The sequence below is a fragment of the Photobacterium minamisatsumaniensis genome (genome assembly GCF_050336695.1).
Taxonomy (GTDB): domain Bacteria; phylum Pseudomonadota; class Gammaproteobacteria; order Enterobacterales; family Vibrionaceae; genus Photobacterium; species Photobacterium minamisatsumaniensis.
The window spans coordinates 1-12,625 of the sequence record NZ_JAKJSI010000065.1; the positions used below are offsets into that span (position 1 = coordinate 1).

Annotated in this window: 14 protein-coding genes; 12 read left to right on the top strand and 2 right to left on the bottom strand. The window is 43.4% G+C overall.

Going from position 1 to position 12,625, the window contains the following annotated elements; all coding sequences use genetic code 11:
• The 4 genes from L4D78_RS26390 to L4D78_RS26405 form a co-directional block, all read left to right on the top strand.
• On the top strand, window positions 1-592 hold a 592-nt coding region (locus L4D78_RS26390), incomplete at its 5' end, for an HAD family hydrolase (RefSeq protein ID WP_428469687.1).
• Between the two features lie 188 nt (window positions 593-780).
• Window positions 781-1,323 (top strand): cytochrome b, encoded by a 543-nt coding sequence (locus tag L4D78_RS26395; RefSeq protein WP_428469688.1) that lies wholly within the window; start codon window positions 781-783, stop codon window positions 1,321-1,323.
• Window positions 1,320-1,889: a YceI family protein gene (locus L4D78_RS26400; RefSeq protein ID WP_428460037.1), complete on the top strand. Its 570-nt coding sequence runs from the start codon at window positions 1,320-1,322 to the stop codon at window positions 1,887-1,889. The genes L4D78_RS26395 and L4D78_RS26400 overlap by 4 nt, the downstream gene beginning before the upstream one ends.
• Window positions 1,890-2,048: 159 nt before the next feature.
• The gene (locus L4D78_RS26405) at window positions 2,049-2,780 is read left to right on the top strand and encodes a DUF2076 domain-containing protein (RefSeq protein ID WP_428469689.1); all 732 of its coding nucleotides are present in this window, start codon (window positions 2,049-2,051) and stop codon (window positions 2,778-2,780) included.
• A 79-nt stretch (window positions 2,781-2,859) separates the two neighbouring features.
• Here L4D78_RS26405 and L4D78_RS26410 read toward each other — a convergent pair whose 3' ends face one another.
• Window positions 2,860-3,300, bottom strand: coding sequence for an Lrp/AsnC family transcriptional regulator (locus tag L4D78_RS26410; protein ID WP_428469690.1), 441 nt, complete (start codon window positions 3,298-3,300; stop codon window positions 2,860-2,862).
• Between the two features lie 109 nt (window positions 3,301-3,409).
• Here L4D78_RS26410 and L4D78_RS26415 point away from each other — a divergent pair, with 109 nt between their 5' ends.
• Window positions 3,410-3,997, top strand: a complete 588-nt coding sequence (locus L4D78_RS26415) for a LysE family translocator (RefSeq protein WP_428469691.1) — start codon at window positions 3,410-3,412, stop codon at window positions 3,995-3,997.
• Window positions 3,998-4,109: 112 nt separating this feature from the next.
• Here the strand turns inward: L4D78_RS26415 and L4D78_RS26420 are convergent, their stop codons facing one another.
• Window positions 4,110-5,540 (bottom strand): phosphatidylinositol-specific phospholipase C domain-containing protein, encoded by a 1,431-nt coding sequence (locus L4D78_RS26420; RefSeq protein ID WP_428469692.1) that lies wholly within the window; start codon window positions 5,538-5,540, stop codon window positions 4,110-4,112.
• Between the two features lie 239 nt (window positions 5,541-5,779).
• Here L4D78_RS26420 and L4D78_RS26425 point away from each other — a divergent pair, with 239 nt between their 5' ends.
• From L4D78_RS26425 to L4D78_RS26455, 7 genes are all read left to right on the top strand, one after another.
• Complete coding sequence (locus L4D78_RS26425) at window positions 5,780-7,000, top strand: extracellular solute-binding protein (RefSeq protein WP_428469693.1); 1,221 nt, start codon at window positions 5,780-5,782, stop codon at window positions 6,998-7,000.
• A gap of 105 nt (window positions 7,001-7,105) precedes the next feature.
• Window positions 7,106-7,972 (top strand): carbohydrate ABC transporter permease, encoded by an 867-nt coding sequence (locus L4D78_RS26430; RefSeq protein ID WP_428469694.1) that lies wholly within the window; start codon window positions 7,106-7,108, stop codon window positions 7,970-7,972.
• Window positions 7,972-8,784 (top strand): carbohydrate ABC transporter permease, encoded by an 813-nt coding sequence (locus L4D78_RS26435; RefSeq protein ID WP_428460031.1) that lies wholly within the window; start codon window positions 7,972-7,974, stop codon window positions 8,782-8,784. Before L4D78_RS26430 ends, L4D78_RS26435 begins: the two co-directional genes overlap by 1 nt.
• On the top strand, window positions 8,784-9,848 hold the full coding sequence (locus tag L4D78_RS26440; RefSeq protein ID WP_428469695.1) for an ABC transporter ATP-binding protein: 1,065 nt from the start codon (window positions 8,784-8,786) through the stop codon (window positions 9,846-9,848). The genes L4D78_RS26435 and L4D78_RS26440 overlap by 1 nt, the downstream gene beginning before the upstream one ends.
• Window positions 9,838-10,671 (top strand): MBL fold metallo-hydrolase, encoded by an 834-nt coding sequence (locus L4D78_RS26445; RefSeq protein WP_428469696.1) that lies wholly within the window; start codon window positions 9,838-9,840, stop codon window positions 10,669-10,671. The genes L4D78_RS26440 and L4D78_RS26445 overlap by 11 nt, the downstream gene beginning before the upstream one ends.
• On the top strand, window positions 10,661-11,407 hold the full coding sequence (locus tag L4D78_RS26450; RefSeq protein ID WP_428469697.1) for an inositol monophosphatase family protein: 747 nt from the start codon (window positions 10,661-10,663) through the stop codon (window positions 11,405-11,407). The genes L4D78_RS26445 and L4D78_RS26450 overlap by 11 nt, the downstream gene beginning before the upstream one ends.
• Window position 11,408: 1 nt before the next feature.
• Window positions 11,409-12,410 carry a LacI family DNA-binding transcriptional regulator gene (locus tag L4D78_RS26455; protein ID WP_428469698.1) on the top strand — a complete coding sequence of 334 codons (1,002 nt, stop codon included), beginning with the start codon at window positions 11,409-11,411 and terminating at the stop codon, window positions 12,408-12,410.
• Window positions 12,411-12,625 lie beyond the last annotated feature (215 nt).

Here is a 12,625-nt window from a genome sequence, read left to right on the forward strand (position 1 = left end):
GCAAAACATCGCAAGCTCAGCGCTTTTAAAAGAAGAACAAACATTCATGGAAGCCTATGCAAAAGGCAAAATGGACATGAAAGACTACATGCGGGCGACGCTAAAACCACTGATAGGTTTAGATAGTGCAAAGTTGGAAGTCTTAATAGAAACGTTTATTGAGCAAAAAATCAAACCCGCGATATACCAAGATGGCGTAAGTCGTATTAATTGGCACAAAAAGCGAGGCGATAAAGTACTTATTGTTTCAGCGACAGGCGAGCACCTAGTAAAGCCAATTGCAAACATGCTTGGTGTCGACGACACCATTGCAATCAAGCTTGAGCAAGTCAATGGAAAAATAACAGGCAATACAACGGGAACGCTAAGCTACCAGCAAGGAAAGGTAACCCGCATGAAAGCATGGATAAACAAGCAAGATACTGATTTTAAAGGAAGCTACGCCTACAGCGATTCAATTAACGACCTGCCATTACTCAATGCTGTCGATCGCCCTTTTGCTGTTAACCCCGACCCCACGTTAGCACTTCATGCTCAAATGAATGAGTGGACAATCATGGATTGGCGACACGATAACAACATACTTCGCTAAACAAGTGATAACCATAATAAACCGCTAACTCATAACGTTAGTGGTTTATTATATGAGCAGCCTAATCACTCATAGCCTGTGAAATCATGTTTATTCAAATAATTTGATGTACTTGTTCAAATAGCATGCCTGTTGTTATTCACTAAAAAAACTAGACTTGTTTGTATTAACCACAAACGAATATGCTCATGGACAAGCAAAAGCAAACCTACGATTGGCTTTCGATTATCTTACATTGGTTAACAGCCGTAGCGGTGATTGGGCTATTTGCTGTGGGTCTTTGGATGGTCGACCTGAACTACTATTCACAGTGGTATAAACCTGTACCGCATTGGCATAAATCTGTCGGCATCTGCTTGGCCCTCGCCACCCTATTTCGCTTGATTTGGAAGCAGATATCAAAACCACCAGCCATTGATGGCGCTAAATGGGAAATTGCGGCGGCTAAACTTGCCCACACCTTCATCTATTTATTACTGATTGGCATTTTTGTATCCGGCTACCTTATATCAACAGCTGATGGTCGAGCGATCGCCGTTTTTGATTGGTTTAGCGTACCGGCACTTGGGGAGCTTTTCCCAGATCAAGCAGATATTGCCGGTGAAGTTCATTACTACCTTGCGTTTACCTTAATTGGACTCGCAGCAATACACGCCCTTGCGGCCTTAAAGCACCACTTCATAAATAAAGACAACACATTGAAAAAAATGTTGGGAGTAAAGACACAATGAAAAAGCATCTTATCGCACTAGGTATTATGGCTGCAGCATCGGTACCAACTATTGCATCTGCCGCAGACTACGTAATTGATACTGAAGGTGCACATGCATCCATCAACCTTAAGATCAAGCACCTCGGTTATAGCTATATTAAAGGTCGATTCAACACCTTTGATGGCTCTTTCAGCTACGACCCAATGAATGTTTCTGATTCAAAAGTAACGGTAAACGTCGATACCACCAGTTTTGATACAAACCACGCGGAACGTGATAAGCATGTTCGTAGCGATGACTTTCTTGACGTAAAGAAATACGCAACCGCAACTTTCACCTCGAGTAAAGTTGAAGCTAAAGGTAATGGTGAGATGGCAATTTATGGCGATCTAACCTTACATGGCCAAACCAAACCACTTGTAATCGATGCGAAATTTATCGGTGAAGGCGATGACCCTTGGGGTGGCTACCGTGCAGGCTTTAGCGGCACAACCCGTATTGAGCTAGCAGACTTTGGTATTCAAGTCATGGGTGACTCGAGCTATGCTGATTTAGAGCTTCACGTGGAAGGTGTTAAACAATAATTGCCAACGCTTTACACTGTCTTTAAAATCCGGCTTCCGCCGGATTTTTTCATTTAGTAACGTAAGGTTACAGATTGAAACATGAACCCTGAGCTAGGATGGCGGTCATAATAACAAAGCACTAAATAGTGCATAGTTACATTTAAGAGAAGGTAAGCAATGACTCCACAAGAAAAAGAACTCATTCAAAATGTTGCGAATAAGCTAAAGCAAAGCCCAAGCAAGGCCAAAGACGCTGATGCAGAGCAACTAATTGGCAACGAGATTGCCTCGCAGAATGATGCTGTTTACAAGCTGACACAAGCCGTATTGGTCCAAGAAATGGCGCTAAAAGAACTGAAACAGAAAAACGACTACCTCGAAAAATGTGTTGATCACCATAAAACAGAATCTAATCGTGGCGCACTAAGCAAAATGATGGGTGGAAATCGCCCTGCGCCACAACCACCTCAGCCTAGCCATCAGCCAAGTGCGTTTGGTGGTTTCATGCAAACAGCAGCAAGTGTTGCTGTCGGTATGGTCGCCGGTAATATGATCAGCAATGCGCTGTTCAACAATGATGACCCTGCAGCAGAAACAGCCGCAGCTGATACTGCGGACGCCGCACCAACAGAAGATATGTCTGGTATGGATGAAGGCCTAGCTTCTGCAGAAGACAGTTCAGGTGGTTTCCTTGATGACTCATCAAGCTTCGCGTCTGACTACACCGATGGCTCTGGCGGCTTCGGTAACGCAGGGTTTGAAGAAAGTGGCTTTGGTAGCGATGGCTTTGGTGATGCTGGTTTTGATGATGGCCTTGCCAACAACGACATGGGCGACACAGGCTTTGGTGGTGACGAAGGTTTCTTTGGCGGCGATGACTTCGGCGGCTTTGGTGATGACGACGCGTAATCTAGAGAGCCACCCTTTCTAAGATTGTTGTAAAGCAAACAATTGAAGGCATCAACTTATGATGCCTTTTTTACATCTGTCATCTGTCATCTTTGGGGGTTTCCATTACAACAAGCGTCGAAATAGAATTAACCTGCGGGATCTCACCAAGCACATCAGAATGAAAACGCTTATACGACGATAGATCTGCCGTCTCAACTCTAAGTAGGTATTCATTCGCACCAGTAATATTATGACATTCAACTACTTCCTTGGCTTCTATCACGTGCTCTTCAAAGCCAATTTGTGATTGCTTACTATGGTTGGCTAAACCAATTGTCACATAAGCAACAAACCCAACCCCCATTTTGTTCGCATCGAGCGTTGCTCTATAGCCTGTAATAACCCCCGTTCGTTCAAGTTCTTGTACCCGACGTAATGTCGCAGATGGCGATAACCCTACGCGTTGAGATAACTCAACGTTTGACAATCTGCCGTCACCTTTTAGCTCAAGCAATATTCTTTCGTCAAATCTATCCATCACGCTCATTCATTGCAAAATTAGTATTTTCAAAGCAAATATAAACACAATATTCACTCAACTCTGAATTAATATACAACGTAATGAAACACAACTAAATGAGCAAGCCATGGAATACCAACAAATTATTGCCCTCACAACTTTCGCTTTTGTCTCGACAGCTTCTCCTGGGCCTAACAACATTATGCTCATGGCCTCTGGCGCTAACGTCGGCTTCTTTAAAACAATTCCTCACATGCTAGGAATCATATTTGGTTTTAGCTTCATGGTCATTTTGGTCGGAATTGGCTTAACAGGGCTCTTCAACGCTTACCCTATCATTCAGCAAACACTTGAAGTTCTCTGCATTGCCTACCTATTCTACTTAGCCGCTAAAATTGCGATGAGTAATTCGAACGGCGCAAATACGCCCAACTACAAGCCTATGAGTTTTCTTGGAGCTGCCAGTTTTCAGTGGATAAACCCAAAAGGCTGGACGATGGCTCTCACTACCATCAGCGTGTATAACACGAGCAACGATTGGTATGGGATCATCATTATTTCAACTGTTTTTGCTATCGTAAACATCCCTAGCGTGAGCATATGGACCGTGGCTGGTAAACAGCTACAGACCTTCCTGCAAGACCCAATTCGCGTGAGATGGTTTAATTATTCTATGGCGAATTTGCTGATTATGTCATTGGTACCAATGATGTAATTTATTGAATTACGAGTTCAAGGCAACCGTCGAGTACGAGATAACAAATTAACGTCGATTGCCTTGATTACTTATTTAACAATACTTAGTTTGTTAAATAACGTAGATAGTACTAGTAATTACGCCAATCAATAAAGCTTGATTCAACGGGAATAAGACGCCAATTTTGATCCGGCACACCTAAACGCTGATACGTAAGTACTTCAGCCCCTGCCGCTGTCGAACCTGCACTTACTGCCATCGTATAGTTTTGATTTGAGTTTTGTAATAACATCCCACCGTTATCACCACTCAATGTCCATTTTTGTGTTTTCTGAGTTCCACAATTCCACAATAATACTCGCTTATTTCCTACTGACTTACCTTCTGGGTCTAAACAATATGACGGGTGGTGTAACGCTCGTAATTGAAACTCATCACTATATAAGAATATTTGATGCCCATACCCACCACATGGCCACTGAACAATAGATGTACCGTTACTCGTCCCTGCTCCAGATACATCTACACAAAGATTGCTTTTAACATTCTGTATCATAAAGTGGGTAGGCATCGAGTTCCGTTTACCATTGAGAGGGATCTTATTTCCGTAAGTCGTTGATGTTTCACGACTGATCATCGTCGCCCCCCAGCCAACGGCTTGCATCATTTTATCATAGGGATCAAACGCATTCTCATTCCCTGACCAAATAGCCATTAACTGATTATTTTTACTCGCCTCCGCAGCCAAGGTCGCCCAGTATTTTCCATCGCTCGTATTACCGCAAATAACCCACTGATTATTATGCGAGTATGAGCTACCGCTAAACCCATTAGCATATTTACTCGCGCTAAAGTGCTCGGGAGCTGTAGCCTCAGGGCAAATAAATAATGGCATATTATCGCCGCCGACAGTGTCAATCATCCTAGATTGTGTTTGGTTCTTCGACCCGATAGGCCCAGCAAGCCCAAATACAATAATTTTCCCCCGCAACTGCCCTAATTCTGGCCAGCCAGTATTTTTAACACCTTCACGTAAGCTCGTATAACCAGTGTAGCTTTTTAGGTTCTTGGGCTTATATAACTTACTTCCAAACACAGATTCAATATTAGACACCATTAACCGGTGAGCCCTGTCATTCCACATAGGCGATATAATGAAATCTTTCATATCCAACTGAAGTGTTATCACGTCATGATTTGGATTACTGTCACTCCAGCCTTTTATATCTCTCAAACAATCAAGGAACTCTTTACTTCCACTACATTTATTGTTTGTAGGGCTGGTATAGCTATGAGATACATATATTTTCTCATAGCCAGGCTTAGGAAAAACATCTAGCTCGACCGCCCGATAGCCTTGATTCAGTGCATCGCCCAAGGATGAGAATTTATTATTTTCAAACGTATTATGTGGCCGAGACCAATAGGCTTCATTATATTTAACAGTATCGTTTAATCCATCTGCATACCAATTCCATGCCGCCAGTGCTTGCGGTGACATCGTCATAATAATGCTAAGCACCATTAGCATTATAGTATTTGACCAAATTTGCGTTTTCATGCTTCCTCCTAAATTAATATTGAACGCGAGTGCAATATTAATAAGGGAATAATTGCATTTTAGTGATCGTTAAATTAAACACGCTCAATATTCATACAAAGATCACGACTAGAGCGCCATTGAAAGTTAATTATTATCAACTTCATCTTTTTGTCACGTAATTTACATCTTTCGAATTTAGATTAGTCATATTGAATTGAACGCGCGTGCAAATAAACTTACATACAAGGACTTTCGTCATGTTTAAACGAACACTCGTAGCGGCAGCACTTCTCAGTACATCAATGACATCAATAGCATCTGAATTGGTCATCGCGGGCCGCGATAGCAGCTACGGACAAGCTCTTCAGCACATCGTTAATGAATATAAAAAAGTAAATACTGACGCTAATATTACGCTTGTTCAACGACCGAGCAGCGGCCTGTACGAAAGTATTGTACTGTCTATGCGCGAGAAAACAGGCAACTACGATGTTGTTTTAATGGATGATACTTGGGCGCCTGAATTTCTAACTAATAATTGGCTAGCCCCTCTTTCTGAAGCAATTGAAGATCCTGATTTTGTAAAAGCACCCTTTGATATCGGTCGTTACCCTGATGCAACAGGCAATGCTTATGCCATTCCGATGGTCGGTAATGTAGCGATGTTTGCTTGGAACAAAGCCGTATTCAGTAAGCATGATTTATCGAAACCACAAACATGGTCAGATGTACTATCCGCAGCTGCCAAGATTGATAAGAATACAAATAATAGCGGATTAGTTTTTCGCGGTGTGAAAGGCAACCCTATCGTCACAGGCTTCTTGCCTATTTTATGGGGTTATGGTGCTGATGTCGTTGATAGTGAAGGTAATGCAACGCTCAATACGCCAGAAGCGATACAAGCACTAGAAACCTTCTTAGCAATGAAGCAGTACGCACCTCGTGGTGTTGACGTTTACAACGCCGATGAAGTGCGTAATTCCCTGCAAAAAGGCACAGCTGCAATGGCGATTGAAGTGTGGCCAGCCTGGGTACCTAACTTGGATAACCCTGAGTTATCAACGGTAGTTGGTGATATGGAAATCATGGCGCCACCAGCAGAAGTCGGCTCACCGTCACCCATGCTAGGTATCTGGCAACTTGCCGTACCTGCAGACTCTACCAATAAGCAGGCAGCCGAGAACTTTATCGCCTTTGCCACCAGCCCGGCAATTCAAAAAACACTAGCCCTTGATTATGGTATGCCACCGACGCGTCAAAGTGTGTATCTCGATGATGCAGTAACCGCTAAATACCGTTGGTATCCACAACAGGTCGAAGCGCTAAAAACAGGCAAAGCTCGCCCTCGCATTCAAAATTGGGCAGAAGTCGAAAGTATCCTCGGTGACTTTTTACAAATGGCTATGATGGGCCAAATGACTGCGGAACAAGCGCTTAAACAGGCTCAACGCCGTATCAGCCGTACTATTAGGGTATAGGTAGCATCGTTCAGCTACTGAACTTGTAACTGATCAATTATTCGCTATAAAAACGGGCTCTGGCAAACACAGTGCTGTATGCCAGAGCCGATATCAGGTTTTATCATGCTATTTGAAAATCGTAAACAACTGGCGTTACTGCTATCACCGGCGTTGGTTATTTTAAGCTTGTTGACACTCTACCCTATCGCTACCGTATTAATTAATGCATTCGGCGATGTTGACTATGTGAATAAACAATATCAATTTGTTGGTTTGGCCAATTTTATTGAATTATTCGATGACTTCTTTTTTATCAGTGCCATAAAAAACACTTTCGTTTTCACAGTTGTTGCCTCAACCGCTCAAGTATTATTAGGCTTATGGCTGGCGCTACTATTTAATCGTCAATTCCCCGGGCGCCGCTTTGCTTTACCCGTGATTATCTACCCAATGATGCTATCTACATTGGTTTGCTCCTCTATTTGGCGCTCTTGGTATCACTACGATTTTGGCTTACTGAATAGCGTCCTTGTAAAAATAGGCCTACCCGCTATGGAGTGGCTATTCGATCCGAACCTTGCTCTCTATGCCATTGCCTTAGTCGACACTTGGCAATGGACCCCTATGGCCTTTCTGATCATTCTTGCGGGTTTGCAGTCTATTCCTAAGGATATTCACGAAGCTGCAATGGTTGATGGTGCAAAAGGGTTTCGCTCTTTTGCTTACATCACATTTCCTTTAATCCAAAAACAACTGATGCTGGCTATGCTGCTCCGCTCTATTGATACCTTCAAACTGTTCGACAAAGTCTATGTCATGACTGGTGGGGGGCCAGGTAATGCCACTGAGACTCTGTCGATGTTTGTTTATAAATATGGCTTTCGTTTTTTCGACTTGGGAATGGCCAGCGCTGCAGCTTTAGTCATGCTCATGATCTCTATTGCTATGACCATGTTCTACGCAAAAAAAGTTGTTGGGAGTAAAAAGTAATGCCTCGCTATCTACACCTTTTCCTCGTTTACTCCGCCGTTGGCCTGTTTATGTTGCCCATTATTTGGATGTTTGGCACAGCGTTTAAACCTGAAAATGAAATTCTAATGGCCAGCACTCAGTTATTTCCCAGCGAAATAAGTTTTGAATCCTTTTCGAATTTATGGGGAGGGAATGTCACAACTCTAGTCGCTAACACAGTCGTCATTGCGCTATGTGCAACAGCAGTCTCTTTAACAATCGCCTTTTTCTCTGCTTATGGATTAGTACGTTATTCGTTTCCAGCAAAGCTCGACAGCGTATTTTTATTATTGGTTCTGGTTATCAAAATGATGCCGCCGATTGTGGTCGCAATCCCATTGTATTCACTCATGAACCAAATCGGCCTTCTCAACAGTAAGCTGGGACTGATTTTGTCGTATCAAATCTATACATTGCCATTCTGTATTTGGATGTTGCTTGGTTTTATCCGTGATATTCCACTCGAAATAGAAGAAGCAGGGTCGATGGATGGTGCACATTTATTCAAGCGATTGGCCTATATTGTCTTTCCGCTATGTGCTCCCGGCTTGGTCGCAACGGCAATATTTTCGATCATCTTAGGTTGGAACGAGTTTTTGTTCTCACTACTGTTTATCCACACACCTGATAAATTCACCATTCCTTTATTCATCTCAAATTTCATGACGGAAGATGGCACAGCATGGGGAGAGCTAATGTCGGTTGGCATTATTTCATCGCTACCAATGCTTGCTCTGGCAGGTTACATGCAAAAGTTTCTTCTACGTGGTTTCTCAATGGGGCTTAAATAATGACTAAGTTAACAATTAAAAATCTTTCGAAAGCCTACGGCGACCATGTTGTCATGCCTAATATAAACCTGACCATCAATAACGGTGAGTTTGTGGTATTTGTCGGCCCCTCAGGTTGCGGTAAGTCCACACTGCTAAGAATGATTGCGGGCCTTGAATCGATTACCAAAGGTGAGATTTCACTTAACGGCAGAAGGCTAAATCATGTTCACGCTTCAGAGCGTGAAGTCGCTATGGTTTTTCAATCTTATGCACTTTACCCACACATGACTGTGAGGAAAAACATGGCCTTTCCATTAAAAATGGCTGGAATGAGCAAAAGCATTATTGATGAAAAAGTCGCAGAAACCGCCAAGAACCTCCAGCTCGAACCTTACCTCGAGCGCTTACCGGGTGCATTATCCGGCGGACAGCGACAACGCGTTGCTATCGGGCGAGCCATTGTTCGCGATCCAGAACTCTTTTTGTTTGATGAACCCCTATCAAACCTCGATGCCAAGCTCCGGGGTGAAATGCGTATTTACCTAAAGCAACTCCACCAGCAGCTTAATTCAACAATGATTTATGTCACCCACGATCAAGTTGAAGCAATGACACTGGCTGATCGCATCGTTGTACTAAACCAAGGAAACATTGAGCAAATTGGTGCACCTGAAGAATTATACCAGCGGCCAAAAAATCGCTTCGTTGCTTCGTTCATTGGCACGCCAGTAATGAACTTCCTTGAAGGTAACAACCAAGACCAATTCTTCCAAATAGGGCTATTTAACAGTACCAATACTATTGCTTACAACGGGCCGATTACACTAGGAATCAGACCTAACCAAGTCGCGGTTGATCATGTTCATTTTGATGCAAAAATGTCCGTTGAAGTCATTGAACCGCTAGGTCATGCACGTCTGTATTATGGCAAGATTGCTGGACAGAAATTTACTATCGAGTCGCAAGAGATCTTTCAGGTTGGTGACGAGATCCCAATTAGCTTATCGCAATCAATTCAACATTGGTTTGATGCTAATGATCTTCGTATCGACAACGCAAGCGAGGCGTTAAATGCAGCTTAAGATGCTTGGCTGTGGGGATGCCTACGACAGCGTAAACACCAATGCCTCAATGCTGGTAACGCAAGATAACTTCACCTTATTGATTGATTGTGGACCAACTGTTCCACAGGCTTTTTTTGCCGAAGTTTTAGCCAGAAGAGCCCACAAAAACGTTGGTGACGCGGGGGCTAATAAACCTTGCATGAACGAAGATTCCATTGACGCGATATACCTGACCCATGCCCACCCAGACCATTGCCTAGGGCTAACAACCCTCGTTAATTGGATGAACGCAAAGGGCAGAACGAAGCCACTTGCCATTATCGGTCAAGAAACACAGTGGCCTATTTTTAAGTCATTATTACAGTTTGCCAGTTGGCCACAAACCAGCCTTAATTTTGAATGTGAATGGGTGGATTCACTCACAATTACTGATATAGGACCATGGTCGGCAAAAACAAGCCCTACTCTGCACGCTGTTAACAACCTAAGCCTTTATCTTAGCAATGATCGACACGCTTTCTTTTATTCGGGAGATGGGCGGTTAACCTCGGAAGGCGAAGCGTTAGCGGTTCAAGCAGACATTGCTTTTCTTGAATGTGAATACCTACTTTCACATGAGAGCCACGGTGCTTGGCAAGATATTTGCCGACTCCCCTTTACCACTGAGACACATTGTTTCCTTTATCATATAGACCCGCAATACCGCGCTGAACTTAAGCGTCAATGTGAATCGAAGCCAAATACCTCTGTCGCTCATGACGGTCTTCGCCTGTCATTAGCATCGGCGTCAATGAGTACTAAAACATTCCACAACCCAAAGGCCCAAACCAATGTTGCATGAGATTTTAAAAACCTCGCTAGCTATCAGTGAACAAGCAGCCCATGTAGCCTTAGCGGCGTTTGAACAACGAGATGAATACGTTCGAGAGTCAAAAGGCTTACAAGACTGGGTAACAGAAGCTGACCGTAATGTTGAAGCCTTCATTAAACAATCATTGTCTGCAGCCTTTCCTTCTCACCACTTTCTCGGTGAAGAGTCTGGCGGGGAGCTAACCCCACCATGCTGGGTCATCGACCCAATTGATGGCACCACTAACTTTTTATATGGTATTGCCGATTTCGTTATCAGCATGGCTTTTGTGGATGAACAAGGTCCTGCCATTGGTATCATTTGTGCGCCAGCCCATCGTCGAACCATTTACGCTGTACGTGGTGAAGGTTGCTTTGAAAGCGGTAAACGCCTCGAAGTGAAAGATAATGGTGATAGCGAGTTAGTCATTGGACTGAATTTAAATTACCAAGCTGGTATACCAGAAGATTTCATTCTAAAAACACAACGTATGATAGACAACGGTCATCAAATTCGGATGTCTGGCTCTGCAGCTTGGTCACTGACTCAGGTTGCCTGCGGCGAGCTTGATGGGTGCTATGTCGGTGAAGTCAATGTATGGGATGCAATGGCGGCTCAAGTTATCTGCAACGAAACAGGCCTTGATACTGCCCCCTATTTCAAACACACTGGCCCAATCTATGCGTTTCCTCCTACGTCGCCTTTGAAAAAGTTACTGATTGATTAGTATGAAAAAAGTTACAGCGTCTGATGTTGCAAACCACCTTGGGATCTCTCGTTCTTCGGTATCGAGGGCCTTTACTGAAGGGGCTAGCATTGCCCCTAAGCAAAAAGCCCGCATACTTGATGCGGCAAAAGAGTTAGGTTATCAGCCCAATTTATTTGCCCGTACATTAAGTACACCATCGAAGAAGGCCAAATCCCATCTTGTAGCGATATTGATAAGTGATTTTTCTAATCCTTATCAGTCTTACTTATTTGAAGTGCTTTCAGCTGCATTGCAAAACAGCGATAAAATGCCCGTGCTCGTCAACATTAATAACGAGACAGATCTTGATACCGCAATTTTAAGGCTATCTGGCTATCAAGTGGATGGTGTCATTGCCGTTGCTGGTTCGTTACCAACACAAAGCTTCGAGCAATGCCTTAAATTGAAATTACCCTTGGTAACATTGGGGCGCTCTGACCCACAGCATGTGATCCCATCCATTCAAACTGATAACCACCTTGCAGGAAGATTAGCGGCTAAGTACCTTTTATCAAAAGGGCTAACACAACTGGGCTATATTGCAGGCCGTGAAGATGGTGAAGCCTCTAATGCTCGCCATGATGGTTTTCGTGCTGAATTAGAGTTCGCAGGCGTAAATACTCATAATATATTTATTGCTGGCCGCTATGGTTACAGTGCTGGGTTTGAGGTCGGGGTACGCCATAGTGAAGAGATACGACAATTACAGGGAGCGTTCTGTGCTTCGGATGCATTAGCTTTCGGGCTAATCGACAGCTGTAACCAAGTTAATGGTATCAATATACCCGGGCAGCTGCATGTTGTCGGTTGTGATGATGTGCCGATGGCATCGTGGCAAGGTTATCAACTAACCACTATTGCTCAACCCGTTCATACCATCGCAGAAAAAGCCCTTCAATATTTAGAAGCATTATGGGCAAACGATACACAATCGCCATCACCGATACGCTTAGCACCTGAATTAATGATAAGGCGTACTTAATCTTAACCTTCCAGCGAGTACTAAAGCTACGTTACGATATTAAACCGACCCACACCACTTAATATCACCGCACCGTATTATCTACGTACTAATAAGCCTCGTATTCCTAACGGGGCTCAGACCTTGGCTTACTTATACCGATAGAAGGGATTCAGGGGCGATTAACTCCTCACCTTTATCGCTCCTATTTTAAATACACAACCGTATTCATTAAA

What these genes read in the sequence shown, in the direction of transcription:
- L4D78_RS26395 (WP_428469688.1), top strand. Translation starts at nt 781, where the DNA reads ATGGACAAGCAAAAGCAAACCTACGATTGGCTTTCGATTATCTTACAT.
- L4D78_RS26415 (WP_428469691.1), top strand. Translation starts at nt 3,410, where the DNA reads ATGGAATACCAACAAATTATTGCCCTCACAACTTTCGCTTTTGTCTCG.
- L4D78_RS26455 (WP_428469698.1), top strand. Translation starts at nt 11,409, where the DNA reads ATGAAAAAAGTTACAGCGTCTGATGTTGCAAACCACCTTGGGATCTCT.
- L4D78_RS26450 (WP_428469697.1), top strand. Translation starts at nt 10,661, where the DNA reads ATGTTGCATGAGATTTTAAAAACCTCGCTAGCTATCAGTGAACAAGCA.
- L4D78_RS26405 (WP_428469689.1), top strand. Translation starts at nt 2,049, where the DNA reads ATGACTCCACAAGAAAAAGAACTCATTCAAAATGTTGCGAATAAGCTA.
- L4D78_RS26440 (WP_428469695.1), top strand. Translation starts at nt 8,784, where the DNA reads ATGACTAAGTTAACAATTAAAAATCTTTCGAAAGCCTACGGCGACCAT.
- L4D78_RS26430 (WP_428469694.1), top strand. Translation starts at nt 7,106, where the DNA reads ATGCTATTTGAAAATCGTAAACAACTGGCGTTACTGCTATCACCGGCG.
- L4D78_RS26425 (WP_428469693.1), top strand. Translation starts at nt 5,780, where the DNA reads ATGTTTAAACGAACACTCGTAGCGGCAGCACTTCTCAGTACATCAATG.
- L4D78_RS26435 (WP_428460031.1), top strand. Translation starts at nt 7,972, where the DNA reads ATGCCTCGCTATCTACACCTTTTCCTCGTTTACTCCGCCGTTGGCCTG.
- L4D78_RS26410 (WP_428469690.1), bottom strand. Translation starts at nt 3,300, where the DNA reads ATGGATAGATTTGACGAAAGAATATTGCTTGAGCTAAAAGGTGACGGC.
- L4D78_RS26420 (WP_428469692.1), bottom strand. Translation starts at nt 5,540, where the DNA reads ATGAAAACGCAAATTTGGTCAAATACTATAATGCTAATGGTGCTTAGC.
- L4D78_RS26445 (WP_428469696.1), top strand. Translation starts at nt 9,838, where the DNA reads ATGCAGCTTAAGATGCTTGGCTGTGGGGATGCCTACGACAGCGTAAAC.
- L4D78_RS26400 (WP_428460037.1), top strand. Translation starts at nt 1,320, where the DNA reads ATGAAAAAGCATCTTATCGCACTAGGTATTATGGCTGCAGCATCGGTA.